Here is a 24,148-nt window from a genome sequence, read left to right as displayed (position 1 = left end):
CCCGGGAGGCCCCGCGGCCGCTAGCGTCCCCGGCCGTGACTGCCGGGCCGGCCTCGCGCCGCGCACGGATCGGGTCCCCGGCCGCCGGGTGAGCCCGCGGCGGGCCCGCGGCCCGCCCGCATCGTCCTGTCCCCGCCCCTCCCCCGCACCTCCCCTGGACAGGACCCCGCATGACCTCTCCCCTCGGCGCGGAGCTGCGCCGCATCCACGACTCGCTCCGCGCCGACCTGCGCGCCCTGCAGGCGGCGGCCGCCACCGGCGCCCGCCCGGACGTCCGCCGGACCCTGGCGGCGCACTGCCTGGCCTTCTGCGCCGCGCTGACCGCGCACCACACCGGCGAGGACGCCGGCGCCTTCCCCGCGCTGGCGCAGCGCTTCCCCGAGCTCGCGTCGGTGCTGGACGAGATGGCCGAGGACCACGTGTGGATCTCCGGCATCCTCGCCCGCGTCGAGGAGCTGGCCGGCGAGCTCGCCGCCTCGGGCACCTCACCCCGGCTGGCCGGGGAGCTCGACGGGCTCGCCGCGATCGTCGAGTCGCACTTCTCCTTCGAGGAGCGCCGGATCGCGGCCGCCCTGGACCGGCTCCCCGGCCCGGCGACGCTGCTGGTTCAGCAGAACAGCGCGCTGTAGCCGTTGAGCGCGGGCTGGCCGCCGAGGTGGGCGTAGAGCACCGTGGACGACGGGTCGATCTCGCGCCGGCCGACCAGGTCGATCGTCGCGGCCATCGACTTCCCCTCGTACACGGGGTCGGTGACCATGCCCTCGGTGCGAGCCGCGGTCTCCATCGCGCGGATCGTCGCCTCGTCGGGGATGCCGTAGACGCCGCCGTGGAAGCGCTCGTCGAGCTCGACGTCGTCGAGGGACAGCTCGCGCTGCACGCCGATGGCCCGGGCCGTGCGCTGGGCGATGCGCAGCACCTGGTCGCGGGTCTCGGCGGGCTTGGCGGAGGCGTCGATGCCGAGCACCCGCCGCGGCCGGCCGCCCTGCTCCTCGAGCAGCGCGAACCCGGCGACCATCCCGGCCTGCGTGGACCCGGTGACCGAGCAGACGACGACGGTGTCGAAGAAGACGCCCAGCTCGGCTTCCTGCTGCGCCACCTCCAGCGCCCAGTTCGCGAAGCCGTGCCCGCCGAGCGGGTGGTCGCTGGCGCCGGCCGGGATGGCGTAGGGCTTGCCGCCGCGCGCCTCGATCCCGGCGAGCGCGGTCTCCCAGCTCTCCTTGAACCCGATGCCGAACCCGGCCTTGACCAGCCGCACGTCCGCGCCGGCCAGCCGGCTGACCAGGATGTTGCCGACCTTGTCGTAGACGGCGTCGGGCCAGTCCACCCAGCTCTCCTGCACCAGCACGCACGACAGCCCGACGTGCGCGGCCACGGCGGCCACCTGCCGGGTGTGGTTGCTCTGCACCCCCCCGATGGAGACCAGGGTGTCGCAGCCCTGCGCCAGCGCGTCGGCGACGAGGTACTCCAGCTTGCGGGTCTTGTTGCCGCCGTAGGCGATGCCGGAGTTGCAGTCCTCCCGCTTGGCCCAGACCGCGGCCCCGCCCAGGCGCTCGGTGAGCCGGTCCAGCCGGTGCACCGGCGAGGGCCCGAACAGCAGCGGGGTGCGGGGGAAGTCAGCGAGGCTCGTCATCGGTCTCCTCCAGTTCGGACAGCAGCGCCGTCCAGATCTCGGTGGTCGTGGCGACGGCGGCGTCGACGTCGTCGGCCGCGCAGGCGGCGATCAGGCGGTCGTGCAGGACGACGGACTCCCGGCCGTGTGCCGCGGCGAAGCGGGCCCGCTCCAGCCGGCGGATCGTGGGCGTGAACCGCTCGACGGTCGCGGTCAGCGCGCTGTTGCCGGCGCGGGCGAGCAGGACGGCGTGCAGGTCGTCGTCGGCAGCGAGCGCGGCGTCGAGGTCGCCGGCGTCCACCGCCGCGGCGAACCGCTCGTTGGCCGCGCGCATGACGGCGACGTCGTCGGCGGTCGTCCGTCCGGCGGCCTCGCGGGCGGCCAGCCCGTGCATCGCCCCGACGACGACGGCGGCGTCGCGCACCTGCCGCGGCCGCAGCGGGGTGACCCGGGTGTGGCTCTGCGGCTTGGCCTCGACGAGCCCCTCGTCGACCAGCCGCGCCAGCGCGGCGCGCACCGGGGCCACCGACAGGCCCAGGCGGAGGGCGAGGTCGGCGTCCTTGACGACCGATCCCGGCGCCAGCTCGCCGCTGACGATCGCCGTCCGGATCCGCACCAGGGCCTCGTCGCGCAGCAGCACCCGGCCGACGGGGGCGAGCGGTGCGGTCACAGCTGACATCTCAGATGTCAGATCCGTCCGAGTCAAGAGCCGACGGAGCGATACAGGCCGTTCTCGTGCGGTCGGTGGCAGGGCCGGGCCTCACGCCGGGACGGCGACCGGCCGCACGATCGGCGTCGTGACCAGCGACTGGACCACCGACCCCGCCGACGCCGCCGCGCACTTCGCCCGCCGGCTGGCCGTGGAGACCGACGTCAGCGACGTGCACGCCGCGCTGGAGTCCGGCACCCCGGGTTTCGTGCTGCTCGACAGCCGCAGCCGGGAGGCCTGGGACCAGGGGCACGTCCCCGGCGCGGTCCACCTGCCCGGCCGGGAGGTCGCCGCGCGCGCGGAGGCCGAGCTGGACCGGTCCGTCCCGGTGGTCACCTACTGCTGGGGCCCCGGCTGCAACGGCGCCACGCGGGCCGCGCTGGCGCTGTCGCTGCTCGGCTACCGGGTGCGGGAGATGATCGGCGGCTTCGAGTACTGGGCCCGCGAGGGGCTGCCGGTGCAGACCGCCGACGGCCTCCGCCGCCCGGACGTCGACCCGCTCACCGCCCCGCGGGCGGTCAGCTGCGGGTGCTGAGGTCGGGGTCGTCGTCGTCGGCCAGCCGCGCCCACAGCAGCTCGTCGTGCTTCACGCCGTCGCCGTACCGGTAGGAGCGGCGCAGCCGGCCCTCGAACGTGAAGCCGGCCTTCTCGGCCACCCGGCCGGAGGCGGTGTTCTCGACGGCGTGCACCAGCTCGATGCGGTCCACCGGCAGGGACGCGAACGCCCAGCGGACGGCGGCGTCGACGGCGATCGGCGCCACCCCGCGGCCCCGGGCGGCGGGCACCGTCCAGTAGCCGATCTCGGCGTCGCCCTGCTCGCGGTCGATGGCGTGCACGTTGACCGAGCCGACCAGCCCACCGCCGGCAGCGTCGACGACGGCCCAGCCGGCGTGACGCCCGCTGCTCCGGTCGGCGCGGCGCGCGACCCACGCCCGCGCGTCGTCGAGCGTGCTCAGCCCGCCGGGGTCGCTCCACACGCGGGCGACCGGGTCGGTGAGCCCGACGAGGACCGCCGGGGCGTCACCGGCCCGCCACGGACGCAGCAGCAGCGGGCCGGCGGGCACCTCGACGGGTCCGGTCACGCCCCCGATCGTGCCGGAGGGCTCAGCTCCCGCCCGAGCCCGGCTCGGTCATCTTCCGGTTGAGCTTGGCCGCGACGTTACCGGGCGTGAGCGCGGACAGCCGACCCATCGCCTTGCTGGCGACCGACCCGGCGAACACCGACGCCTCGCCCTTCATGAGGCCCTCGAAGCCCTGGTGGGCGACCAGCGCGGGGTCGTCCTTCTTGTCGGTGGCGCCCATCCGGGTGTCGGTGAGGTCGCCGCGGTCGAAGAACTCGGTGTCGGTCGGCCCGGGCAGCAGCGCGGTGACGCTCACGCCGCGGTCGGAGAGCTCCTCGCGCAGCGCCAGCGCCAGGTGCTGCACGAAGGACTTGCTCGCGCCGTACACGGCCTGGAACGGCTGGGGTGCCTGCGAGGCCACCGAGGAGGTGAACAGGATCCGCCCCTCGCCCTCGGCGGCCATGTCCTGCGCGACCCGCTTGGCGATGTGCACCGTGGACCCGCAGTTGAGCGCCACGATGCCCAGCTCGGCGTCCAGGTCGGTGTCCACGAACGCCCCGCCGACGCCGACGCCGGCGTTGATGGCCGCGGCGGCCAGGGGCCGGCCCGAGCCGCGGTAGGCGGCCACGAGCAGCTCGCGGTCCTCGTACCTGGTCAGGTCGCCGCGGACGGGGGAGACGGCGGCACCGAGTCCGCGCAGCGTCTCGGCGGCGGCGTCGAGCTCGTCGTCCTCCGCGGCGACGACCAGGTCGTAGCCGTGCTCGGCGAACTGCTTGGCCAGCTCGAGGCCGATGCCGCTCGAGGCACCGGTGACGAGGGCGAGGGGACGGGCGGTCGGCAGGGTCACGGGAGCTCCCGGGGTCGGTCGCGGCTGCGGTCGCCCCGGGTCATGCCCGGTCCGGTGGGGTCCGACCCCTGCGCTCAGGCGGGGAGCGGCACCGAGACGCCGAGGCCGCCGCGGGTCTGCGCGCCGTAGCGGGCGATCTCGGCGTCGAGGTCCAGCGGGCGGATCGCCATGGCCTGCGCGCGCACGTCGTCGCCGATCAGGTCGGCCGGCAGCAGCCAGGAGACCTCGAACTCCAGCCCGTCGGGGTCCTGCGCGTAGAGGGCCTTGGTGGTGGCGTGGTCGGAGGCGCCGACCAGCGCCCCGGCGGCGACCAGCGCGTCCCGGACGCGCGCGAGCTCGGCGAGGGTGTCGACCTCCCAGGCCAGGTGGTAGAGCCCGACGGTCGCGCGGCCGGCCTGCGAGGGGCCGGCGCCCGTGCCGACGGCGAACAGGCCGAGATCGTGGTCGTTGGTCGAGCCCTCGGCCTGCAGGAACACCGCCCGGCCGGGGATCTCCACCTTCACCCGGAAGCCGAGCACGTCGCGGTAGAAGGCGGTGCTGCGCTCGACGTCGCGGACGTAGAGGACGGCGTGGTTGAGGCGCTGGACCGGCATGTCCCCAGTGTGCGCCCATTTCGATGAACGCTCAAGTATCTCGTCGAGGTGGGGCTGCCCCGTGGGGAGGGTCACGGTGACGGGCGACGACGTCCTGCGGCCGCTGCTGCCGGCCCGCGACCGCCCGGCCCGGGCGACGGGTGCTGGCCGCCGACCCCGACACGACCGTGGGCCACCTCGTGCAGGCCGCCGGCGTCCCGCTGACCGAGGTGGGCACGCTGCTCGTCGACGGCGTCCCGGTGCCGCGCGACGCCCCTCCGCTCCCCGGGGCGACCCTCGCCGCCCGCCCCGCGCCGCGGCCCCGGCCGGTGCCGCCCGGCGGCTTCCTGCTCGACGTCGGCCTGGGCACCCTGGCCCGCCGGATGCGGCTGCTCGGCCTGGACACCGCGTAGTCCCCGGGGGACCGCGCGCCCGCTGCCCGGCGTGCAACGGCGTGCCGGTCGCCGTCGACGCCGCCGAGGTGGCCGGCGAGCTGCAGCCCGGCACCCGGCACACCGCCACGGAGTTCTCCCGCTGCCCCCGGTGCCGGCTCTACTGGCGCGGCGCGCACGCCCGCCGCATCGACGCCCTCGTCGAGCGCGCCCGCCGGATCACCAGGAGCCAGCGAGCGCGACGCCGGCTCCCCGGGCTGGCCCGCGCGGGCCACGGGTCGGCCCCGACGTGTCATCCCCACCGGGCAGGACGAGGAGCGTCCACCCAGCCAGACGGAGGAGACCCCATGCCCGAGTACGTGCTCCCGGACCTGCCCTACGACTACGGGGCACTGGAGCCGCACATCTCCGGCCGCATCATGGAGCTGCACCACGACAAGCACCACCAGACCTACGTGACCGGGGCGAACACCGCGCTGGAGAAGCTCGCCGAGGCGCGCGAGAACGACGGGCTGGGCACGGCCAACCTGCACGAGAAGAACCTGGCGTTCAACCTCGCCGGGCACGTCAACCACTCGGTGTTCTGGCCGAACATGAGCCCCGACGGCGGCGACCGGCCCGACGGCGAGCTCGCCGCCGCGATCACCGACCAGTTCGGGTCCTTCGAGGCGTTCCAGGCGCACTTCAACGCCGTCGCCAACGGGGTGCAGGGGTCGGGCTGGGCGATCCTCGCCTGGGACTCCGTGGGCCAGAAGCTGCTGATCTTCCAGCTCTACGACCACCAGGGGAACCTCGCCGTCGGCCAGGTCCCGCTGCTGATGCTGGACATGTGGGAGCACGCCTTCTACCTGCAGTACCAGAACGTGAAGGCCGACTACGTGAAGGCCTGGTGGAACGTCGTCAACTGGGCCGACGTCACCCGCCGGTTCACCACCGCCGGCACCGCCACCTCCGGGCTCGTCGTCCCGGCGGCCTGAGCCGGTCCCGGGGCCGCGGCACCCCCGCGGCCCCGGGACGGCCCAGGCAAGGCTCACCTCGGCCCGCGCGGGCCACGTCCTGGCCCGACCGTGACACCCCCGACGGGCAGACCAGGGACGAGCCCCCACTCCCGTCCCCTGCTGAGCAGCCCTGTGAGGCCCCCGTGTACCTGTCGAAGACCGAGGCCGCCGTCCTGCCGACGACGCTGGTCGGCACCCCCAAGACCCCGGCGCCGGCGCCCACGGGCCGCCGGCGGATCTGGCCCATGCTCGGCCCGGCCTTCGTCGCCGCCGTCGCCTACGTCGACCCCGGCAACTTCGCCACCAACTTCTCCGGCGGCGCCTCGTTCGGCTACACGCTGCTGTGGGTGATCGTCGCGGCGAACCTCATGGCGATGCTCATCCAGTCGCTGACGGCCAAGCTCGGCCTCGCGACCGGCCGCGACCTCGCCACGCTGTGCCGTGAGCGGCTGCCCAGGCCGGTCACCTGGGGGCTGTGGGTGCAGGCCGAGGCGGTCGCCATCGCCACCGACCTCGCCGAGATCGTCGGCGGGGCCGTGGCGCTGAACCTGCTGTTCGGGGTGCCGCTGCCCATCGGGGGGCTCATCACCGCCGTCGTCGCGTTCGTGCTGCTGGGGGCGCAGTCGCGCGGGCACCGGCCCTTCGAGCGGGTCATCACCGGGCTGCTGCTGGTGATCGGGCTGGGCTTCGGCTACACGCTCATCGGCGCGGGGGTCGACCTCGGCGGGGTCGCCGGCGGCATGGTCCCGTCCTTCGACGGCCCGGAGAGCCTGGTGCTGGCCACCGGCATCCTCGGCGCCACGGTGATGCCGCACGTGATCTACGTGCACTCCGCGCTCACGCCCGGCCGCTACGGCGACGTCGTCACCGCCGGCCGCACGCACCAGGGACGCAGCCGGCTGCTGCGGGCCCAGCGCATCGACGTCCTGCTGGCCATGGGCCTGGCCGGGCTGGTCAACGCCGCGATGCTGGTCGTCGCCGCGCAGCTGTTCACCGGCTCCGGCGACCAGGCCACCACGCTCGAGGGCGTGCACGCCGGCCTCGGCGACCAGCTGGGCACCGGCGCGGCGATCGCCTTCGCCCTGGCGCTGCTGGCCTCCGGGTTCGCGTCCTCCTCGGTCGGCACGCACGCCGGTCAGGTCGTGATGGCCGGCTTCCTCAAGCGGCACATCCCCGTCCTCACCCGCCGGCTGATCACCCTGACGCCGGCGCTGGCGGTGCTCGTCCTCGGCGGCGACCCGACGACGGCGCTGGTGTGGTCGCAGGTGGTGCTGTCCTTCGGCATCCCGTTCGCGCTGGTGCCGCTGCTGTGGCTGACCAGCAGCCGCGACCTCATGGGCGGCTGGACCAACCGGGGGGTCACCACCGCCGTCGGCTGCGTGGTGGCGGCGCTGATCATCGGCCTCAACGCCCACCTGCTGATCGGCTTCGTCGCCGGATGAAGGACCTCCCTGCACCCCACCGCTCGCAGGCTCGCGGCGGGCCCTGCAGGGAGGCCACCGGATCAGGTCACCAGCGGCGAGCGGCCTCGTCGGCGACGGCCCGGACGTCGTCGGCCAGGCGCGGCCACAGCGCCCGCGGCAGCTCGTGGCCCATCCCCGGGTGGACGACGAGGCGGGCCCCGGGGATCGCGTCCGCGGTCGCCCTCCCGCCCTCGGGCCGGATCACCACGTCGCTGTCGCCGTGCACCACCAGCGTCGGCACCCGCACCCCGGCGAGCGCCGGGCGCAGGTCCGGCGCGATCCGCTCGGCGGCGTTCTGCCGCTTGGCCCCCGGCCCGGTCAGCCCCGAGTGGTCGCGGGCCATGGCCACCCGCAGCATCTCCAGGTGGTCCTCCCGCCGGGCCGGGTAGCCGGGTGAGCCGGTGACCTCCTGCATGGCCACCATGAAGTCCGCCATCGCCTCGGGCGTCGTCGCGGGGCCACGATCCCTCGAGAGCCGCCGGGCCCTGCGCACCAGCGTCAGCACCGTCCGCGGGCGCATCCGGCCGATGCGCGGCGACGGCGTCGACATGACCGACGTCAGCGACAGCACCCGCTCCGGCGCGGAGACGGCGAGTTGCTGGGCGATCATCCCGCCGAGCGAGGCGCCGACGACGTGCGCGGCCGGCCAGCCGACGGCGTCCATCACCGCCAGCGCGTCGCCGGCCATGTCGGCCAGCGTGTAGGCCGCCGGCACCCGCGACCACGGCCGCTTCGGCACCGGCCCGTCGAGGTGGGTGGACAGCCCGACGTCGCGGTTGTCGAAGCGCACGACGCGGAAGCCGCGCGCGGTCAGCTCGGCGCAGAACCCGTCGGGCCAGCCCACCATCTGCGCGCCGAGGCCCATGACCAGCAGCAGCGGCTCGCCGCCGGGGTCGCCGAGCACCTCGTAGGCGATGTCGAGGTCCCCGGAACGTGCGGTCAGGATGGTCACGGCTGCCTCCGGGGAGTTGGTGGGGATACAGTCGTACCACGAAGGAGGTGCCGATGCCGCGCAGGGTCGACCACGACGAGCGGCGCCGGCACCTCACCGCCGCCCTGCTGCGCATCGCCAGCACCCGTGGCCTGCAGGCGGTCTCGATGCGCGAGGTGGCCGCGGAGGCCGGCGTCTCGCTGCGGGTGGTGCAGTACTACTTCACCGACAAGAGGACGCTGATGCTCTCCGGCATCACCGAGCTCGCTGCCCGGCTGGACCGGCGGGTGCGCGAGCGCGCGGCCGCGATCGGCACCGGGCTCCCGCCGCGGACGGTGTTCGACGTCGTCCTCGGCGCGATCCTGCCCACCGACGACGACAGCCGGGCCGACCAGCTGGCCTGGACCGCCTACTACGCCGCCGGCCTGACCGACCCCGCCGAGGCGGTGGACGGCCGCTACGCCCCCGACGCGCTGGAGCGCTGGCTCACCGGGGTGCTCGCGACGGCCGTCGAGACCGGCGACGTGCCCGCCGGCGTCGACCCGCGGATCGAGGTGGTCAGCTTGCTGGCGCTGACCAACGGCCTGGTCAGCAGCGTGCTGGGCCGGCAGCGCGACGTCGACGACGCCCTGCGTGTGGTCCGCTACCGCCTGGACCGGCTGTTCGGCGCGGCGACCCGCGGGTAGCTCAGGTGCCCGGCCGGAGCCGGGTCGACCAGGTGGACAGCCCACCCGCGCGGCGGAAGCCGAGCGCCTCGTTGACCGCGACCATCGGCCGGTTGGTGTCGGAGTTGTAGGTGCTGATCCGCCGGACCTGCGGCACGTCCGCGGCGAGCTCGCGCAGGACCGCGATCTTGACGCGGGCGCCGAGGCGGTGCCCCCGGTGCTCGGGCAGCACCAGCGTGCCGCTCTGGTCGGCGCGCTCGGGCTGCGCCAGCGGGACGTGCAGGTCGGTGAACGCGACCAGCCGGCCGTCGTGCAGCGCACCGGCCGACAGCACGGTGCGGCCGCGGTCTAGCGCGACGGTCTCCTGCTCGCGGACCCGTGCGGCGTCCCAGTCCTCCTCGCCGACCGGCACGTCCCCGTTCGGGGTGTCGGTCGACATCCGGCGGCTGAGCAGTGCCCGGTCCTCGAGCAGCGCGTCCGGTGTCCGGTCCCTCCAGGTGAGCACCTCGTAGCCCGCGCTGGCGGCGACCGCCTCGGACTCCAGGACCGACAGCCGCTCCTCGTCCACGGGGAGCAGCAGGTCGCGGCGGGTCTCCCGCAGGTCGCAGGCCCACCCGTGGTGCCGGGCGAAGGCGCTGCCGGCCACGCCCGCTCCGGGCTCGTCGACCTCGGCCACCAGCGACGAGCGTCCGGCCGCCCGGGCCAGCCGCACCCCCTCCGCCAGCAACGCGGTGCCGACGCCGCGGCGGCGGTGGGCGGGGTGCACGGCCACGTCGAGGTACGCGACGGCGGTGTTGTCCCGCACCGGCAGCAACAGGCGCAGGGCGCCGACGACGGTGCCGCCGGCGATCCCGGCCCGGTGGGTGCCCTGCACCGCACCGCCCGGGGTGGTGAGCCGCCGTCCCAGCGCGACGTGGTCGCTCGCCGGCCGCGGCGCCTCGTCGGGGTGGTCGGCGAGCTGGGTCGCCGCCCACACCTCGCACCAGGCGGCGAACCGCTCGTCGTCCGGGCCGGTCTCCACGATCTGCACGCGGAGATCCTGTCCTCCGGTGCAACCGGGTTCCGGCCGGGAGCTCAGGCGGGCCAGATCCCGGCGAAGTGGTGCACCGGTCCGTGTCCGGAGCCGATGCCCAGCGACGCACCGGCCTGCAGCGCCCGCTGCAGGTAGTCGCGTGCCTGCTCGACCGCCGGCTCCCACCGGCCCGGGCCGCCGACCCCGCGGGCCACCAGCGCCGCGATCGCCGAGGACAGCGTGCAGCCGGTGCCGTGCGTGGCGGTGGTGTCCACCCGCGGCCGGCGGGTGACGACCACGCCGTCGGCGGTGGCCAGGACGTCGACGCTCTCCGGCCCGCCGAGGTGCCCGCCCTTGGCCAGCACGGCACCGGGCCCGAGCTCGAGCAGCGCCTCGGCCTGCGCGGCCAGCTCGTCGACGGAGGTCGCAGGCGCGACGCCGAGCAGCGCGGCCGCCTCGGGCACGTTCGGGGTGACCAGCTCGACCACCGGCAGCAGCTCGGTGCGGACGGCGAGGACCGCGTCGTCGCCGACCAGCCGGTCGCCGCTGGTGGCGACCATGACGGGGTCGCACACGACCGGCCCGGCGGCGCGGCCGGCGAGGCACGCGGCGACCTCGCGGACGACGTCGGCGGTGCCGAGCATGCCGGTCTTGGCCGCGTGCACGGTCACGTCGTCGAGCAGCGTGCGGATCTGCTCGCCGACGAACGCCGCGGGCACCGGGTGCACGCCGGTGACGCCGCGGGTGTTCTGCGCGGTGAGGGCGGTGAGGACGGCGGTGCCGTAGGCGCCGAGCGCGCCGAAGGTCTTGAGGTCGGCCTGGATGCCGGCGCCGCCGCTGGGGTCGCTGCCCGCGACGGTCAGCGCGACGGGGGTCACCGGGCGCTCCGCAGGGCGCGCGCCGCGGCGGCCGGGTCGGGCGCGGCGCAGATGGCCGAGACGACGCAGATGCCGTCGACCCCGGTGACCAGCGGCGCCCGCTCCACGTCGATGCCGCCGATGGCCACCGACTGCAGCCCGCCGGCCGCCGCCTTCGCCGCCAGCGCGGCCACGCCCCCGGGCCCGAGGCCGGTGCCGGCGTCGGGCTTGGTGGGCGTCGACCACACCGGCCCGATGCCCACGACGTCGACCGTGCCCGGCGGCAGCGCCAGCGCGACGGCCAGCTCGTCGTCGGACCCGGCGGACAGGCCGAGCAGCCGGTCGGGGCCGACGAGCGTGCGCACGTCGGCGGCCGGCAGGTCGTCCTGCCCGACGTGCACGCCGTCGGCGTCGGCCAGGAGGGCGACGTCGACGGCGTCGTTGACGAACAGCACCACCCCGGTGCCGGCCAGGACCTCCTTGACGGCGAGCGTGAGCGCGTACAGCTCCCGCCGCGACGCCGTCTTGTCCCGCACCTGCACCGCGGTCACCCCGCCGGCCACCGCCGCGCGGACGACCTCGGGTACGCCGCGCGGCCCGGCCAGCGCGGTGTCGGTGACCAGGTACAGGGCCGGGTCGAACGGCGGCCTCACGCGGTCACCTGCGCGGCGGACAAGTCGGTCACGGCGTCGAGGGCGTCGAGCCACAGCGGGGCGAAGGTGCCCGGACCGGCGGCCACGGCGGCCGCGGCCTCGGCGGCCAGCGCCACGTGCGCGTGCGCGGCGACCGCGCCGGTCAGCGGGTCGCCGGTGGCCGCGACGTAAGCGGCGACCAGCGCACCGAGCGCGCAGCCGGCGCCGGTGGTGCGGGTGAGCAGCACCGAGCCGCCGCCGACCCGCACGGTGCGCGACCCGTCGGTGACGACGTCGACCTCGCCGCTCACCGCGACCACTCCCCCGGTGCGCCCGGCCAGAGCGACGGCGGCCTCGAGCGCCTCGTCGGCCGATGCCGTGGAGTCGACCCCGCGCCCGCCCGAGCCCGCACCGGCCAGCGCCATGACCTCGCTGGCGTTGCCGCGGACGACCGCCGGACGCGAGTCGAGCAGCTCGGCGGCCAGGTCCGTGCGGAACGCCAGCCCGCCGACGGCGACCGGGTCGAGCACCCACGGCGTCCCCGCGCCCGCAGCGGACCGGGCAGCCAGCCGCATGGCCTCGGCCGTCCGCTGGTTGACGGTGCCCACGTTGACCAGCACCGCCGAGGCCACGGCCGCGAAGCCCTCGGCCTCGCGCGGCTCGTCGACCATCGCCGGCGCCGCGCCGACGGCGAGCAGCGCGTTGGCGGTGAGCGTCTGGACGACGGTGTTGGTCAGGCAGTGCACGAGCGGTGCGGCGCTGCTCAGCGCCGAACGGGCAGCAGTCAGTGCAGCGGCATCCACGCCGTGACGTCCCTTCGCCAGCATGACCTGGACAGGTTCGACGGGTGTGTTCTCAGCCCGCCGGACGGCGGACACCCCGGGTCACTGCCTGCCGACGCTACCCCCGGCCTCCCAGGCCGTGGACTCCCCGGCCGCGGTGAAGAAGCCGAGTTCCAGCCCCATCGCCCGGCGGTACGCCCGCCGCACGCCAGGGGTGTCGGCGGCGACCCGGTCGAGCAGCGCCTCGAGGGTGGCGGCCAGCTCCTCGAACCCGGGGTCGGCGTAGGTGTCCACCCACTCGCGGTACGGCCCGGTCGCACGGAGGACCAGCGCCTGCCCGAGGTGCGCGTAGAGCCGCATGCACGGCGTCATCGCGGCAGCCACCTCGCCGACGTCGCCCAGCGCGGCCGTGGCCAGCAGGAACTCGGTGTAGGCGAGCGTCGCCGGCGCCGGGGACACCGCGGCCAGGTCGATCCCCCACCGGGCGGCGTAGCCGTCGTGCAGCCGCAACTCCTCGCGGACGCCGGCCAGCAGGTCGGCGAAGGCCTCGAGCGTCGAGCGGTCGCGGCTGTGCGCGACGCCGAGGGCGTAGGCGCGGGCGAACGCCTCGAGGAAGAACGCGTCCTGGGCGACGTAGCCGGCGAACCGCTCGTGCGGCAGCGTGCCGTCGGCGATCCCGGTGACGAACGGGGAGGCGAGCGCGGCCGACGCCAGGTCGGCGCTGCCGACCCACAGCCCGGCGGAGAGGGTCACGACAGGGCCCCGTCGTCGAGTGCCATCCCCCAGAACGCCGTCTCGGCGGCCACCACCTCGAGGAAGACGGCGTCGTCGCCGGGGGCCGCCTGGTCGACCGCGGCGTGGTCGGCCGCCGTCTCCAGTCCGGCGACGTAGGACGCGAAGCCGGGCGCGGTCCAGTGCTCGACGAACGCGCGGTACGGCCCGGCGCCGGGGAGCGCGGCCGACCAGGCGTCGAGGTAGGTCCGCTCGACGGTCCACAGCGCAGTGAGGGCGGTGCCGACGTCCGCGGCGTCGAGCCGGTACAGCAGGTCCCCGTAGGCGATGGTCACCGGCAGCTGCGGCGCGTCGAGGTCCAGGCCCCGGGCGTCGGCGATCCGCGCGAACCAGTCCAGCTCCCCGACCAGCGCCACGCACCCGCCGGCCAGCACCGCCTGCGCCGGACGGGGCGCGCGGGCCAGCAGCCGCGCCTGGAAGCGCAGCAGGTCGGCGACGAAGTGCGCGTCCTGCACCAGCCAGGTGTCGAACGCGGCGGGCGGCAGCGTGCCGTCGCGGACGGCGTCGATGAACGGATGGCGGGTGGCCCGCCGCCACGCGTCGGCGTGGCGGGCGAGCAGGTCGGCGACCGGCACGGCCGAGCACGTTACGGCGTGCGAGCGGGAGCCGCGCCCGGCTCGGCCGACCCCTCGGAGCCGACGTATGGTGGCGGCGCCATGTGCGGGAGCTCGGGGCAACCGGGCTGAGAGGGCGGCTGCGCGCGCCGCCGACCGCTGGAACCTGACCGGGTAATGCCGGCGTAGGGAGCAGCCATGAGCACGTCGGACCGTGTCCGCACCGCAGCCGTCCGCACCCCGGGAGCCGACGCTCCCCTGACCCTCGACCAGGCGCCGCCGCGCACGATGGGCCTGGGCGAGTCCCTCGGACTGTGGGCCAACCTCGGCATCAGCGTGCTGCTGCCCGTGGCAGCGGTCTTCGTCGTCCTGCCGGGGCGGCCGCTGGTGGTCACGCTCGCCGCCGTCGTCGTCGGCGCGGCGATCGGGGCGGTGCTGCTGGGCGCGGTCGCCGCGGCCGGCGCGCGCGAGAGCGTGCCGGGGATGGTGCTGCTGCGCGGCCTGCTCGGCCGCCGCACCTCCTGGCTGCCCACGGCCTTCAACCTCGTCCAGTGCATCGGCTGGGCGACGTTCGAGATCGTCGTCATCGCCGAGGCTGCCGCACGGGTGCTCGACGCGCCGCGCTGGCCCTTCGTCGTCGCCGCGGGCGCGCTGGCCACGCTCATGGCACTGCGGCCCCTCGGCGTCGTCCGGGTGCTGGCCCGTTACGCGGTGTGGGCCGCGCTGGCCGCCGTCGCCTACCTGTTCGTGCAGGTCCTGGCCGAGCCGCTGCCGCCGATCGAGGGCGGCGGGGCGACGTCGTTCTGGACCGCCGCCGACATCGTCATCGCGCTGCCGGTCTCCTGGCTGCCGCTGGCCGCCGACTACACCCGCCACGCCCGCAGCGCGCGGGCCGCGGGGGTCGGCTCGGCAGTCGGCTACGGCGCGGCCACCGTCGTCATGTTCACCCTCGGCGTGCTGGCGCTGGCCGCCTACGGCAGCGCGGGCCTCGACGTCATCGACGCGCTGCTGGCCGTCCCGCTGGGCGCCGTGGCGGTCCTCGTGCTGGTGACCGTCGAGCTCGACGAGGCGTTCGCCAACCTCTACTCGACAGCGGTGTCGGCGCAGAACGTCGTCGCGCGGCTGGACCGGCGGGTGCTCGCCGTCGTCGTCGGCGCGGTCGCGACGCTGCTCGCGCTGACCTTCGACGTCGCCGCCTACGAGCCGTTCCTCTTCCTCATCGGCGCGGTGTTCGTGCCGCTGGCCGGCGTGCTGCTCGTGGCCTACCGGCTCACCCCGCGCGGGCACTGGGACACCTCCGGGACCGCCCCGGCGCGGCCGCTGTACCTGCTGCCCTGGCTCGCCGGGTTCGTCGCCTACCAGCTCACCCTGCCCACGTACTTCCCAGGGCCGGGCGCGGGCTGGACGGCGTGGTGGAGCGCGCGGCAGGCCGACCTCGGCATCGACCCGGCCAACGGCTGGTCGGCGTCGCTGGTCGGGCTGGCCGTGGCCGTCGTGCTCACGCTGCCGGTGGCGCTGGCGGGCCGGCGGCGGTGACCGACGTCGCGGTCGCCGGCGGCGGCCTGATCGGGCTGGCCGTGGCCTGGCGGGCCGCCCGCCGCGGACTGTCGGTGACCGTCGTCGACGACGCCCCCGGCACCGGCGCCTCGGCCGCCGCGGCCGGGATGCTCGCCCCGGTCACCGAGGCCGGTTACCGCGAGGAGCCGCTGCTGCGCCTGGGCCTGGACTCCCTCGCCCGCTGGCCAGCCTTCGCCGCCGAGCTCGAGGCCGCCGCCGGGACGCCCGTCGGGCTGCGCACCGTGGGCACGCTGGTGGCCGGGTTCGACGAGGACGACGTCCGCGAGCTCGGCGCGCTGCACGCCTTCCAGCGGGAGCTGGGCCTGGCCGCGCACCGGCTGACCCCGCGCGAGGCCCGCCGCCGGGAGCCCGCGCTGTCCACCCGGGTGCGCGGCGGGCTGCTGGTCGAGGGCGACCACTCGGTGGACGGCCGGGCGGTGCACGCCGCGCTCCTGGCCGCCGCACAGGCCGCCGGCGTCGTGCTGGTGGGCGACCGGGTGGTGGAGGTCGTGGCCGACGGCGGCGGTGCGGGCGGGCTGCGGCTGGCCTCCGGCGACGTCGTCGCCGCGGACGCCACGGTGCTCGCGCTCGGCGCGCGCAGCGGAGGACTGCCCGGCGTCCCGCCGCTGCCGGTGCGCCCGGTCAAGGGCCAGATCCTGCGGCTGGCCGGAGCGGCGGGGCTGCTCGAGGGCACCGTGCGGGCGCTGGTCCGCGGCCGGCACGTCTACCTGGTCCCCCACGGCGACCGGCTGGTCGTGGGCGCCACCAGCGAGGACCGCGGGTTCGACCCGCGGGTCACCGCCGGCGGCGTGCACGACCTGCTGCACGACGCGATCGACGTCGTCCCGGAGGTCTCCGAGCTGGAGCTGACCGAGACGCTGGCCCGCTGGCGGCCGGGCACGCCGGACAACGCGCCGCTGCTCGGCCCCTCGTCGCTGCCCGGGCTGGTGCTGGCCACCGGCCACCACCGCAACGGCGTGCTGCTCACCCCGGTGACCGCGGAGGCCACCGCCGAGCTGCTGGCCGGCGGGACGCTGCCGGAGGTCGCCGTCCCGTTCGGCGCCGACCGCTTCGAGAGCGAGCCCATGGGGAGGACGCAGTGGAGCTGACCGTCAACGGCGCCCCGGCCGAGCTGGACGACGACGCCACCGTGGCCGACCTGGTCGCCGCCACGCTGGCCAGGACCGCCGCCGGGCACGACCGCGTGGCCGTGGCCCGCAACGGCGACGTCGTCCCCCGCAGCAGCTGGGCGGCGACCCGGCTGGCCCCCGGCGACGCCGTCGAGGTGCTCGCCCCGACGGCAGGAGGCTGAGATGACCACCCAGGACCTCGACACCCAGGACCTCGACACCCAGGACCTCGCCCCGGCGCTGGCGCGCGAGGAGGCCGGCGACCCGTTCGTGCTCGGCGGCGAGACGTTCACCTCGCGGCTGCTGCTGGGCACCGGCGGCGTGCCGAGCCTGGAGTCGCTGGAGGCCGCGGTGCGCGCCTCGGGCACCCAGCTCGTCACCGTCGCGCTGCGGCGGGTGGAGGCATCAGCGACCGGCTCGATGATGCAGGTGCTCGACCGCGCCGGCGTCCGGCTGCTGCCCAACACCGCCGGGTGCATGACCGCGCGCGAGGCGGTGCGCACCGCGCGGCTGGGCCGGGAGGCGTTCGGCACCGACTGGGTCAAGCTCGAGGTCATCGGCGACGACCGCACGCTGCTGCCCGACGTCGTCGAGCTGCTCGACGCCGCCGAGCAGCTGGTGGCCGAGGGCTTCACCGTGCTCGCCTACACGACCGACGACCCGGTGCTGGGCCGCCGCCTGGCCGACGCCGGCTGCGCCGCGGTCATGCCGCTGGGATCGCCGATCGGCAGCGGGCTGGGCATCCGGAACCCGCACAACGTCGCGCTGCTGCGGGAGGCCGTCGAGGTCCCGGTGGTCCTCGACGCCGGCATCGGCACCGCCTCGGACGCCGCACTGGCGATGGAGCTGGGCTGCGACGCCGTCCTGCTCGCCTCCGCGGTCACCCGCGCCCGCGACCCCGAGCGGATGGCGCTGGCCATGCGCCAGGCGGTCGAGGGCGGGCGGCTGGCGAAGCTGGCCGGGCGGATCCCGCGCCGCTGGCACGCCGAGGCCTCGACGTCCTTCGAGGGGCTGCCGGCGTTGTGATCCCGCGGCTGCTGGTCGTCACCGACCGGACGCAGGCGTCCCACCCGCTGCCGGAGGTGGTGGCCGACGCCGTGGCGGCCGGCGCGCGGGCGGTGCTGCTGCGCGACAAGGACCTGCCCACCGCCGACCGGACCGCGCTGGCGCGCGACCTGCGGGCCGTGCTCGACCCGGTCGGCGGGCTGCTCGTGTGGGGCGGTGCCGCGGGCGCCCCGGACGGCCTGCCGGTGCACCTGTCGGCCGCCGACCCGTTCCCCGCGGTCCGGCCACCGCTGCTGGGCCGCTCCTGCCACTCGGCGGACGAGGTGGCGCGGGCGGCGGCCGAGGGCTGCGACTGGGGGAGTTTGTCACCGTACGCGCCCACGGCCTCCAAGCCCGGCTACGGCCCGGCGCTCGGCCCGGCCGGGCTGGCGGCGCTGGTGCGGGGCGCTCCGCCGGTACTCGCGCTCGGCGGCGTGCGTCCCGGCGACGTGGCCGACTGCCTCGCCGCCGGGGCGCACGGGATCGCCGTCATGGGGCCGGCGATGCGCGCCCCCGCCGTCGTCGCGGACTACTGCGCCGCGCTGGCCGCCGCCTCCTCCGGCTGAGTGCGCCGGCCCGGCCGGGCAGGACGAGGTGTTCCCCGTGCCCGAGGGTCTGGGCAGGAGCCGGCGCCGGGTCTACCGTTTGGCACCCGGTGCGGGGGTCCCCCGCGGGGCGCGCGGGGAGACATGTCGAGGCGGACGTCGGAACGGCTGGTCGCGCACCCTGCGTCGACGCCGGTGATCACTCTGCGTGCCCTCGACCTGACGCATCCAGGATGGGACCTGGCGATGGCGGCCGCCGATCTCGCGGAGGGTGAACGAGCCCGGGCCGACCGCGGGGTCGCTCCCGTCCGCCGCCGGCGGCTGCTGGTCCGCTCGGGCCTGCGTCGCGTCCTCGGCTGCCTGCTGGACGTCGCTCCGAACGACGTTCCGCTGGTGACCGTCGACGGCCGCCCGGTCCTCCCCGGCTCCGGCCTCGGACTCTCCTGCTCGGCGAGCGAGGGCGTGGCCCTCGTCGCGGTCGCCACCGGCGCCACCGTGGGCGTCGACGTGCAGCGCCACCGCGACGAGGAGGCCGCCGACGCCGCCGCCGAGGGCTGGCTCGGCCCGGCGGAGCGGGCGCGGCTCGCCGTCCTGCCGCCGGGGCCCGACCGGCTGCGCGCCGTCACGCGGTGCTGGACGCAGAAGGAGGCGGTCCTCAAGGCCCGGGGGACCGGCGTCCGCCGTCCTCCTGCCGACGTGGTGACCCCGGTGGCCGACACCGGGAGGGCAGGACCGTGGTGGCTCGCACCCGTCGCCGTACCCGGGGGGTACGTGGCCAGCCTCGCCTGCGATGCGCCGCTGGACGCCGGCGACCTCGACGTCGCCCCCCTGACACCCGGAGGGTCCCGATGAGCGTGCTGGCCCCCGCTCGGCAGCCGGTGCCCTCCGGCCGGCCGCCGCAGATCGCGGACTTCCGTGCCCGCGCCGAGGCCGTCGCCGGCCGGGAGCTGCCCACGGCTCCGGCGCTGCACGACTGGTCGGTCCGCTCCCCGGACGACTTCTGGCGCACCCTGCTCACCTGGTCGGGCCTGGTCCGGGAGGGATCGGCCGAACCGGTCCGCACCGGGGACGACGTCGAGGAAGCACGGTTCTTCCCGCAGGTGCGGCTCAACTACACCGAGAACCTGCTGCGCGCCGTGCCAGGTGCCGGCGACGACGCACCCGCGATCACGTCGGTGCACGCGGACGGGTCGCTGGAGCGCCTCACCCGGGGCGAGCTGCGCACGGCCGTCCGGCGGACCTCCCGTGCGCTCGCCGACCTCGGCACCGGCCCGGGCGAGACCGTGCTGGCGATCGCACCCAACTCGGCCGGAGCAGCGGTGGCGGCGCTCGCGGCCGCCGCGCTCGGCGCCACGATCTCGACGGCCACGCCGGACATGGGCCCCACCACCCTGCTCGGCCGCTTCGGCCAGGTGGGGGCCGGGACCGCGCTCGTCGACCGCGCCGGCCTGGGCCAGGACGGGGCCGGCCCCGACGAGGTCCTCGCCACCGTGGTGGCGGGCCTGCCCACGGTCCGGCGGGTGCTGGTCCTCGACGACGGCCCGCTGCCCGCGTTCGACGGCGTGCCGGTGGCCCGCCTGACCGACCTGGTGGCCGCCGTCCCCGCCGACGACCCGGGCCCCGAGTGGCCCCGGCTGGCCTTCGACCACCCGCTGTTCGTCATGTTCTCCTCCGGTACCACCGGACCGCCCAAGGCGATGGTCCACGGGGCCGGCGGCACGCTGCTCGAGCACGTCAAGGAACACCGGCTGCACGGGGACCTGGGGCCGGGCGACACGCTGTACTTCCACACCACCACCGCCTGGATGATGTGGAACTGGCAGCTGTCGGCCCTGGCCGTCGGCGCGCACGTCGTGGTCTACGACGGTCCGATCAGCGGTCCGGAGACCCTCTGGGAGCTGGTCGCTGCGCACGGGGTCACCGTCTTCGGCACCAGCCCGGCCTACCTGCAGCTGTGCCAGGACGACGGCTACCGGCCGCGTGACGCCGTCGACCTCTCCGCGCTCCGGGCGGTGCTCTCCACCGGCGCGGTGCTGCACGAGTGGCAGTTCGCCTGGGTCGCCGACGCCGTCGGGGACGTGCCGCTGCAGTCGATCTCCGGCGGCACCGACGTCATCGGCTGCTTCGTCCTCGGTCACCCCGAGCTGCCGGTCCGCCCCGGGCGCGCCCAGTCGCTCAGTCTCGGTCTCGACGTCGTGGCCCTCGGCGAGGACGGCTCCCCGGTGCTCGGCGAGGTGGGCGAGCTCGTCTGCCGCAACCCGTTCCCGTCGCGTCCCGTCCGCTTCCTCGACGACCCGGACGGGCAGCGGTTCCACCGGGCGTACTTCGCCGCGCACCCCGGGGCGTGGACCCACGGCGACCGCATCGAGATCGACACGGACGGGTCCGCGCGGCTGCACGGCCGCTCCGACGGCGTCCTCAACGTCAACGGCATCCGCATCGGCCCGTCGGAGATCTACACGATCGTCCGCGCGGTACCCGGCGTCGCCGACGCCATGGCCGTCGAGATCCGCGACCCGGCCACGCCGGGCAGCACGCGGCTGGCGCTGCTCGTCGTCCTGCGGCCCGGCGTCGTCATGGACGACGCGCTGGCGCTGCGGATCCGCTCGACGCTGCGGCGGGAGGGCTCTCCGGCGCACGTGCCCTCGCTGGTCCTGGCCGTCGACGAGGTCCCGCTCACCCACAACGGCAAGCGGTCGGAGAGCGCCGCGCGGGCGGTGCTCGACGGCGAGCCGGTCCGCAACGCCTCCGCGCTGAAGAACCCGGGGTCGCTGGAGGGCATCGCAGCGGCCCTGGCAGCCACGCAGGTGCCGACCCCGGGCACGGGGGACGGGTCGTCCGTGGACGGCGTCCGGGGTGACGACGTGCAGGCGGTCGTCGCCCGGGTCTTCGCGGAGGTGCTCGGGGCCCCGGTGCCCGAGGACGCCGACTTCTTCGACGCGGGCGGCACCTCGCGCCAGTCCATGACACTGCTGCGCAGACTGCGGGGCGAGCTGCGCCGGCCCGTGAGCGTCGACGACCTCGTCGCAGCGCCCACCATCGGCGGACTGGCCGCGGTCCTGGCCGTCGGAGGCGGACGGGACGTGGCGGTCGAGGTGCTGCGGGAGGGCGTGGCCGGCGTCCCGCCCCTGGTCCTGGTCCACGGACCGCAGGGCGACGTCGACCTCTACCGGTCGATGGTCGACGCTCTCGACACCGACGCCCCGGTGTACGGCCTGACCGCCCACCTGGGCACCGCGGACGCGGTCGGGGAGGCCTCGGTCGCCGAGCTCGCCCGACGGCACGCCGAGCGACTGGAGGAGCTGCAGCCCACCGGCCCCGTGCGGCTGGCCGGCTACTCCTTCGGCGGGCTCGTCGCCCTCGAGATGGCCCGCCTCCTGACGGCGCGCGGCCGCGAGGTCGGCTTCCTCGGGCTGCTGGACCTGCTGCCGCCGACCGGTCAGTTGTCCCGCAACGCCCAGCGGCTCTACCACCTGGCTGCGCTGGCCGCCCGCCTGGTGCCCGGCATGGCCGGGGACACGGTGGTGGACTTCCTGCGCGCCGGTCCGCTCCGGCGACTGCTGCCCGCCGCGGCACCGTCGAGCCCGGACGAGGAGGTGCTGCGCCGCAGCGAGGAGGCGTTCAACCGGCACGCGTGGGGGCCCTACGCCGGACCGGTCAGCTACTTCAGGGCGCGCCGACGGATCCCGGTGATCATGAACCAGCTGTACGCGCTGCGGCGCATCGCGCCGGACCTCACGGTCGTCGACGTCCCCGGAGCACACCACGACCTGCTCGCCGCCGGGCACGCCCCCGAGCTGGCGGCGCGGGTGTCCGAGGCCCTGGCGGCCTCGGTCCGCTGACCGCACCGGGTCGAGCACCGCCGGCACCCGAGGGGTCCCGGGCGGTGCTCGGCCGCCCTGAGGCGAGGTTCAGCCGGCCGCCGGTCGCTGCCCGGCGACGGCGTCGGCCACGCCCCCCTCGGCAGGCGACGGCGGGTCGCCGGCGCCCCTCCGCCCGGGCAGGACGAGGTTGAGCACGACGGCGACGACGGCCGCGACGACGATCCCCGAGTCGAACAGCGCGCCCCACTGGCCGGTGACCCGGTCGAGCGCGGCGGGCGCCGAGGCGATGCCGCGGCCCAGGGCCAGGGACAGCGCGACGATCAGCAGCGAGCGGGTGTCCAGGCCGTCCTTGGCCAGCATCTGCACGCCGATCGCGCACACCATGCCGAACAGCACGAGCACGCCGCCGCCGAGCACCGCGGGCGGGATGGCGGCGAGCACCGCGGCCACCTGCGGCAGCAGCGCCAGCCCGACCAGCACCAGCGCGCCGAGGGTGACCACGTGCCGGCTCATCTGCCTCGTCAGCGCCACCAGGCCGATGTTCTGGCTGAACATCGTCGTCGGCAGGGCACCGAAGACGCCGCCGAGCACCGCGCTGCCGCCCTCGGCGAGGATCCCGCCGCGCAGCTCCCGCGTCGTGGCCGGCCGCCCGGCGCCCCCCTCGGTGACCGCGTGCACGGTGCCGACCGAGTCGACCGTGTTGACCACGCCGACGACCGCCATCGACAGGACGGCGACCAGCGGGAAGGACAGGCCGAACTCGAACGGCAGGGGGACGGCGACCAGCGGCCGGTCCCCGACGCCGGAGAGGTCGAGCAGGCCGAACGGTATGGCCACCAGGTAGCCGACGACCACCGCGACGAGCACCGAGGCGGTGCACAGCAGCCCGCGGCAGAACTGGTTGAGCGCCACGGCGAGCAGGCAGACCAGCGCGGCGATGCCCAGGTTCACCGGCGAGCCGAAGTCCGGCGAGTTCGCCCCGCCGGCGGCCAGCGTGAGACCGCTGGGCAGCAGGCCCAGTCCGATGACCAGGATGATCGTGCCGGTCACCACCGGCGGGAACAGCGCGACCACGCGGTGGATGCCCAGCGCGATGGCCACCTGGACGGCGGCGGTGACGAGCACCCCGCCGAGCACGGCCGACAGCCCGTGCTCCTCGGCCAGCGGGACGGCGACGGCGATGAACGCGAAGCCCGACCCCATCATCAGCGGCAGCCGGCTGCCGACCGGGCCGATGCCGACCGTCTGGAGCAGGGTGGCCAGGCCCGCGCACAGCAGGGCCGCCTGCACCAGCAGGGTGGCCTCGCCGGTGGTGGCGCCGATGACCCCGGCCAGCAGGATGGCGGGGGTCAGGTTCGAGGTGAACATCGCCAGGACGTGCTGCAGCCCGAGGGGGACGGCCACGCGCCACGGCGGCCGGGCGTCGGGGTCTGCGGGGTCCTGGGAAGCGGGCGCGGCGGTGCGCACCCGCGGGGTGGAGAGGGCCATCGGGGTTCTCCTCGGCGGGGGACGTCGGTACCCCGAGCACGGTCCCGGGGCCCGTGTTCCGGAGCCGTGACGACGACGTTCCGGCTCCCTTCCTGTGACGCTGCTCGCACGGGTGTTTACCGACCGCTCTCGTGAGCCATACGCAGGTGTTCGACTTCGCGCCCGACGGGCGGGCACGGCAACGGGGAGCAACGCGTGAGACGGAGGACGGCCGCGACCGGCTGGCCGTCGGCGTCACCCCCGCCCGCGTGGGACGGCCTGTCCTGGGCACTGTCCGACGTCTCCCAGCTGCCGCTCGTGCGCGAGGAGCTGCGCCGCTCGCACGTGGTGGACGGCGCCGCCGACCTGCGCGACCGGCTGGTCCTCGTGCTCGACGAGATGGCCTCCAACGCGCTGCGCCACGGCGGCGGCTGCGTCGAGGCCGCGGTCCGGCACACCGGGGACGCCTTCCTCGTCGCGGTGTCCGACGGCGACGCGTGCACCCCGCCCACCCCCGCGGTCGACCGCGACCCCTCCGAGGGCGGCCTGGGCCTCTACCTCATCGCCGAGCTGTCGACCGCGCACGGCTGGTACGTCGACGGCGACGCCAAGACCGTCTGGGCGGTCCTCCCCCCGCACTGACCCGGCCAGGTGCCGGAACGCAGGGTCCCGCGCCGGGCCGGCGAGGCGTGGGGGACAGGAGGG

27 protein-coding genes, 1 pseudogene and 1 riboswitch are annotated in these 24,148 nt (G+C 76.2%); of the genes and pseudogenes, 15 read left to right on the top strand and 13 right to left on the bottom strand.

All coding sequences use genetic code 11. The features are described 5' to 3' along the window. The first annotated feature begins 170 nt into the window (after window positions 1-170). A complete protein-coding gene (locus BM414_RS18835; RefSeq protein ID WP_093581840.1) occupies window positions 171-629 on the top strand; it encodes a hemerythrin domain-containing protein in 459 nt (152 codons plus the stop codon). Here the strand turns inward: BM414_RS18835 and BM414_RS18830 are convergent. Together BM414_RS18830 and BM414_RS18825 are read right to left on the bottom strand one after the other, a co-directional pair. Further along, the gene (locus BM414_RS18830; RefSeq protein ID WP_093581838.1) at window positions 608-1,630 is read right to left on the bottom strand and encodes a 1-aminocyclopropane-1-carboxylate deaminase; all 1,023 of its coding nucleotides are present in this window, start codon (window positions 1,628-1,630) and stop codon (window positions 608-610) included. The two genes, BM414_RS18835 and BM414_RS18830, sit on opposite strands and share 22 nt — an antisense overlap. Continuing rightward, on the bottom strand, window positions 1,614-2,279 hold the full coding sequence (locus BM414_RS18825; RefSeq protein ID WP_425432362.1) for a GntR family transcriptional regulator: 666 nt from the start codon (window positions 2,277-2,279) through the stop codon (window positions 1,614-1,616). The genes BM414_RS18830 and BM414_RS18825 overlap by 17 nt, the downstream gene beginning before the upstream one ends. Window positions 2,280-2,406: 127 nt before the next feature. Here BM414_RS18825 and BM414_RS18820 point away from each other — a divergent pair, with 127 nt between their 5' ends. After that, a complete protein-coding gene (locus BM414_RS18820) occupies window positions 2,407-2,853 on the top strand; it encodes a rhodanese-like domain-containing protein (RefSeq protein ID WP_093581834.1) in 447 nt (148 codons plus the stop codon). On the opposite strand, the gene BM414_RS18815 is transcribed toward BM414_RS18820, so the two are convergent. The 3 genes from BM414_RS18815 to BM414_RS18805 all read right to left on the bottom strand — a co-directional run bounded on the left by BM414_RS18815 (window position 2,837) and on the right by BM414_RS18805 (window position 4,819). Beyond that, complete coding sequence (locus BM414_RS18815; RefSeq protein ID WP_217644809.1) at window positions 2,837-3,400, bottom strand: GNAT family N-acetyltransferase; 564 nt, start codon at window positions 3,398-3,400, stop codon at window positions 2,837-2,839. The genes BM414_RS18820 and BM414_RS18815 overlap by 17 nt on opposite strands. Before the next feature lie 22 nt (window positions 3,401-3,422). Further along, window positions 3,423-4,226, bottom strand: coding sequence for an SDR family NAD(P)-dependent oxidoreductase (locus BM414_RS18810; protein WP_093581832.1), 804 nt, complete (start codon window positions 4,224-4,226; stop codon window positions 3,423-3,425). Window positions 4,227-4,300: 74 nt separating this feature from the next. Beyond that, window positions 4,301-4,819 (bottom strand): VOC family protein, encoded by a 519-nt coding sequence (locus BM414_RS18805; RefSeq protein WP_093581830.1) that lies wholly within the window; start codon window positions 4,817-4,819, stop codon window positions 4,301-4,303. 140 nt (window positions 4,820-4,959) lie between these two features. Here BM414_RS18805 and BM414_RS30945 point away from each other — a divergent pair, with 140 nt between their 5' ends. From BM414_RS30945 to BM414_RS18790, 4 genes and pseudogenes are all read left to right on the top strand, one after another. Continuing rightward, window positions 4,960-5,211, top strand: a complete 252-nt coding sequence (locus BM414_RS30945; RefSeq protein WP_093581828.1) for a hypothetical protein — start codon at window positions 4,960-4,962, stop codon at window positions 5,209-5,211. A gap of 26 nt (window positions 5,212-5,237) precedes the next feature. Next, window positions 5,238-5,378 (top strand): annotated as a pseudogene (locus BM414_RS31445) (Mut7-C RNAse domain-containing protein); the annotation flags it as partial. A gap of 159 nt (window positions 5,379-5,537) precedes the next feature. Continuing rightward, window positions 5,538-6,167: a superoxide dismutase gene (locus BM414_RS18795; RefSeq protein WP_139245953.1), complete on the top strand. Its 630-nt coding sequence runs from the start codon at window positions 5,538-5,540 to the stop codon at window positions 6,165-6,167. A gap of 164 nt (window positions 6,168-6,331) precedes the next feature. Further along, window positions 6,332-7,630 carry an Nramp family divalent metal transporter gene (locus BM414_RS18790; protein WP_093581825.1) on the top strand — a complete coding sequence of 433 codons (1,299 nt, stop codon included), beginning with the start codon at window positions 6,332-6,334 and terminating at the stop codon, window positions 7,628-7,630. Between the two features lie 67 nt (window positions 7,631-7,697). On the opposite strand, the gene BM414_RS18785 is transcribed toward BM414_RS18790, so the two are convergent. Further along, complete coding sequence (locus BM414_RS18785; RefSeq protein WP_217644808.1) at window positions 7,698-8,603, bottom strand: alpha/beta fold hydrolase; 906 nt, start codon at window positions 8,601-8,603, stop codon at window positions 7,698-7,700. Window positions 8,604-8,656: 53 nt separating this feature from the next. On the opposite strand from BM414_RS18785, the gene BM414_RS18780 reads away from it, so the two are divergent. Next, complete coding sequence (locus BM414_RS18780; RefSeq protein ID WP_093581823.1) at window positions 8,657-9,268, top strand: TetR/AcrR family transcriptional regulator; 612 nt, start codon at window positions 8,657-8,659, stop codon at window positions 9,266-9,268. Window position 9,269: 1 nt separating this feature from the next. Here the strand turns inward: BM414_RS18780 and BM414_RS18775 are convergent, their stop codons facing one another. The 6 genes from BM414_RS18775 to BM414_RS18750 form a co-directional block, all read right to left on the bottom strand. Next, entirely contained in the window at window positions 9,270-10,277 is a 1,008-nt protein-coding gene (locus BM414_RS18775) for a GNAT family N-acetyltransferase (protein WP_175551685.1), read from the bottom strand. Window positions 10,278-10,321: 44 nt separating this feature from the next. Then, window positions 10,322-11,137, bottom strand: coding sequence for a bifunctional hydroxymethylpyrimidine kinase/phosphomethylpyrimidine kinase (gene thiD, locus BM414_RS18770; RefSeq protein ID WP_093581819.1), 816 nt, complete (start codon window positions 11,135-11,137; stop codon window positions 10,322-10,324). Further along, window positions 11,134-11,769 carry a thiamine phosphate synthase gene (gene thiE, locus BM414_RS18765; protein WP_093581817.1) on the bottom strand — a complete coding sequence of 212 codons (636 nt, stop codon included), beginning with the start codon at window positions 11,767-11,769 and terminating at the stop codon, window positions 11,134-11,136. The genes thiD and thiE overlap by 4 nt, the downstream gene beginning before the upstream one ends. Beyond that, window positions 11,766-12,551 carry a hydroxyethylthiazole kinase gene (gene thiM, locus BM414_RS18760; protein ID WP_093581815.1) on the bottom strand — a complete coding sequence of 262 codons (786 nt, stop codon included), beginning with the start codon at window positions 12,549-12,551 and terminating at the stop codon, window positions 11,766-11,768. Before thiM ends, thiE begins: the two co-directional genes overlap by 4 nt. Continuing rightward, window positions 12,544-12,640, bottom strand: a riboswitch (TPP riboswitch). It overlaps the preceding gene by 8 nt. Next, window positions 12,633-13,283: a TenA family protein gene (locus tag BM414_RS18755; RefSeq protein WP_093581813.1), complete on the bottom strand. Its 651-nt coding sequence runs from the start codon at window positions 13,281-13,283 to the stop codon at window positions 12,633-12,635. It overlaps the preceding riboswitch by 8 nt. Further along, window positions 13,280-13,897, bottom strand: a complete 618-nt coding sequence (locus tag BM414_RS18750) for a TenA family protein (protein WP_093581811.1) — start codon at window positions 13,895-13,897, stop codon at window positions 13,280-13,282. Before BM414_RS18750 ends, BM414_RS18755 begins: the two co-directional genes overlap by 4 nt. Window positions 13,898-14,074: 177 nt before the next feature. On the opposite strand from BM414_RS18750, the gene BM414_RS18745 reads away from it, so the two are divergent. From BM414_RS18745 to BM414_RS18715, 7 genes are all read left to right on the top strand, one after another. Then, the gene (locus BM414_RS18745; RefSeq protein ID WP_093581809.1) at window positions 14,075-15,412 is read left to right on the top strand and encodes a purine-cytosine permease family protein; all 1,338 of its coding nucleotides are present in this window, start codon (window positions 14,075-14,077) and stop codon (window positions 15,410-15,412) included. Further along, window positions 15,409-16,542 (top strand): glycine oxidase ThiO, encoded by a 1,134-nt coding sequence (gene thiO / locus BM414_RS18740; RefSeq protein ID WP_093581807.1) that lies wholly within the window; start codon window positions 15,409-15,411, stop codon window positions 16,540-16,542. The genes BM414_RS18745 and thiO overlap by 4 nt, the downstream gene beginning before the upstream one ends. Beyond that, the gene (thiS, locus tag BM414_RS18735; RefSeq protein WP_093581805.1) at window positions 16,533-16,745 is read left to right on the top strand and encodes a sulfur carrier protein ThiS; all 213 of its coding nucleotides are present in this window, start codon (window positions 16,533-16,535) and stop codon (window positions 16,743-16,745) included. The genes thiO and thiS overlap by 10 nt, the downstream gene beginning before the upstream one ends. Before the next feature lies 1 nt (window position 16,746). Continuing rightward, on the top strand, window positions 16,747-17,589 hold the full coding sequence (locus BM414_RS18730) for a thiazole synthase (protein ID WP_245784825.1): 843 nt from the start codon (window positions 16,747-16,749) through the stop codon (window positions 17,587-17,589). Next, entirely contained in the window at window positions 17,586-18,173 is a 588-nt protein-coding gene (locus BM414_RS18725) for a thiamine phosphate synthase (protein ID WP_093581803.1), read from the top strand. Before BM414_RS18730 ends, BM414_RS18725 begins: the two co-directional genes overlap by 4 nt. Window positions 18,174-18,398: 225 nt before the next feature. Beyond that, window positions 18,399-19,004 carry a 4'-phosphopantetheinyl transferase family protein gene (locus BM414_RS18720; protein WP_175551683.1) on the top strand — a complete coding sequence of 202 codons (606 nt, stop codon included), beginning with the start codon at window positions 18,399-18,401 and terminating at the stop codon, window positions 19,002-19,004. Beyond that, window positions 19,001-21,994 (top strand): acetoacetate--CoA ligase, encoded by a 2,994-nt coding sequence (locus tag BM414_RS18715; protein WP_093581799.1) that lies wholly within the window; start codon window positions 19,001-19,003, stop codon window positions 21,992-21,994. The genes BM414_RS18720 and BM414_RS18715 overlap by 4 nt, the downstream gene beginning before the upstream one ends. 69 nt (window positions 21,995-22,063) lie before the next feature. On the opposite strand, the gene BM414_RS18710 is transcribed toward BM414_RS18715, so the two are convergent. Beyond that, window positions 22,064-23,464: a uracil-xanthine permease family protein gene (locus BM414_RS18710; protein WP_093581797.1), complete on the bottom strand. Its 1,401-nt coding sequence runs from the start codon at window positions 23,462-23,464 to the stop codon at window positions 22,064-22,066. Window positions 23,465-23,659: 195 nt separating this feature from the next. On the opposite strand from BM414_RS18710, the gene BM414_RS18705 reads away from it, so the two are divergent. Further along, window positions 23,660-24,085 (top strand): ATP-binding protein, encoded by a 426-nt coding sequence (locus BM414_RS18705; RefSeq protein ID WP_093581796.1) that lies wholly within the window; start codon window positions 23,660-23,662, stop codon window positions 24,083-24,085. The last annotated feature ends 63 nt before the right edge of the window (window positions 24,086-24,148 follow it).

It is taken from the genome of Geodermatophilus amargosae, from assembly GCF_900116515.1.
GTDB lineage: Bacteria > Actinomycetota > Actinomycetes > Mycobacteriales > Geodermatophilaceae > Geodermatophilus > Geodermatophilus amargosae.
Note: the sequence above shows the minus strand (reverse complement) of the source record. Positions and strands in the feature narration are given on the sequence as shown.

Excerpts from the sequence above, each read along its gene's own strand:
- BM414_RS18730 (WP_245784825.1), top strand. The coding sequence starts at position 16,747 with ATGACCACCCAGGACCTCGACACCCAGGACCTCGACACCCAGGACCTC.
- BM414_RS18710 (WP_093581797.1), bottom strand. The coding sequence starts at position 23,464 with ATGGCCCTCTCCACCCCGCGGGTGCGCACCGCCGCGCCCGCTTCCCAG.
- BM414_RS18715 (WP_093581799.1), top strand. The coding sequence starts at position 19,001 with ATGAGCGTGCTGGCCCCCGCTCGGCAGCCGGTGCCCTCCGGCCGGCCG.
- BM414_RS18780 (WP_093581823.1), top strand. The coding sequence starts at position 8,657 with ATGCCGCGCAGGGTCGACCACGACGAGCGGCGCCGGCACCTCACCGCC.
- BM414_RS18795 (WP_139245953.1), top strand. The coding sequence starts at position 5,538 with ATGCCCGAGTACGTGCTCCCGGACCTGCCCTACGACTACGGGGCACTG.
- BM414_RS18835 (WP_093581840.1), top strand. The coding sequence starts at position 171 with ATGACCTCTCCCCTCGGCGCGGAGCTGCGCCGCATCCACGACTCGCTC.
- BM414_RS18720 (WP_175551683.1), top strand. The coding sequence starts at position 18,399 with ATGGCGGCCGCCGATCTCGCGGAGGGTGAACGAGCCCGGGCCGACCGC.
- BM414_RS18805 (WP_093581830.1), bottom strand. The coding sequence starts at position 4,819 with ATGCCGGTCCAGCGCCTCAACCACGCCGTCCTCTACGTCCGCGACGTC.
- BM414_RS18830 (WP_093581838.1), bottom strand. The coding sequence starts at position 1,630 with ATGACGAGCCTCGCTGACTTCCCCCGCACCCCGCTGCTGTTCGGGCCC.
- BM414_RS18745 (WP_093581809.1), top strand. The coding sequence starts at position 14,075 with ATGAGCACGTCGGACCGTGTCCGCACCGCAGCCGTCCGCACCCCGGGA.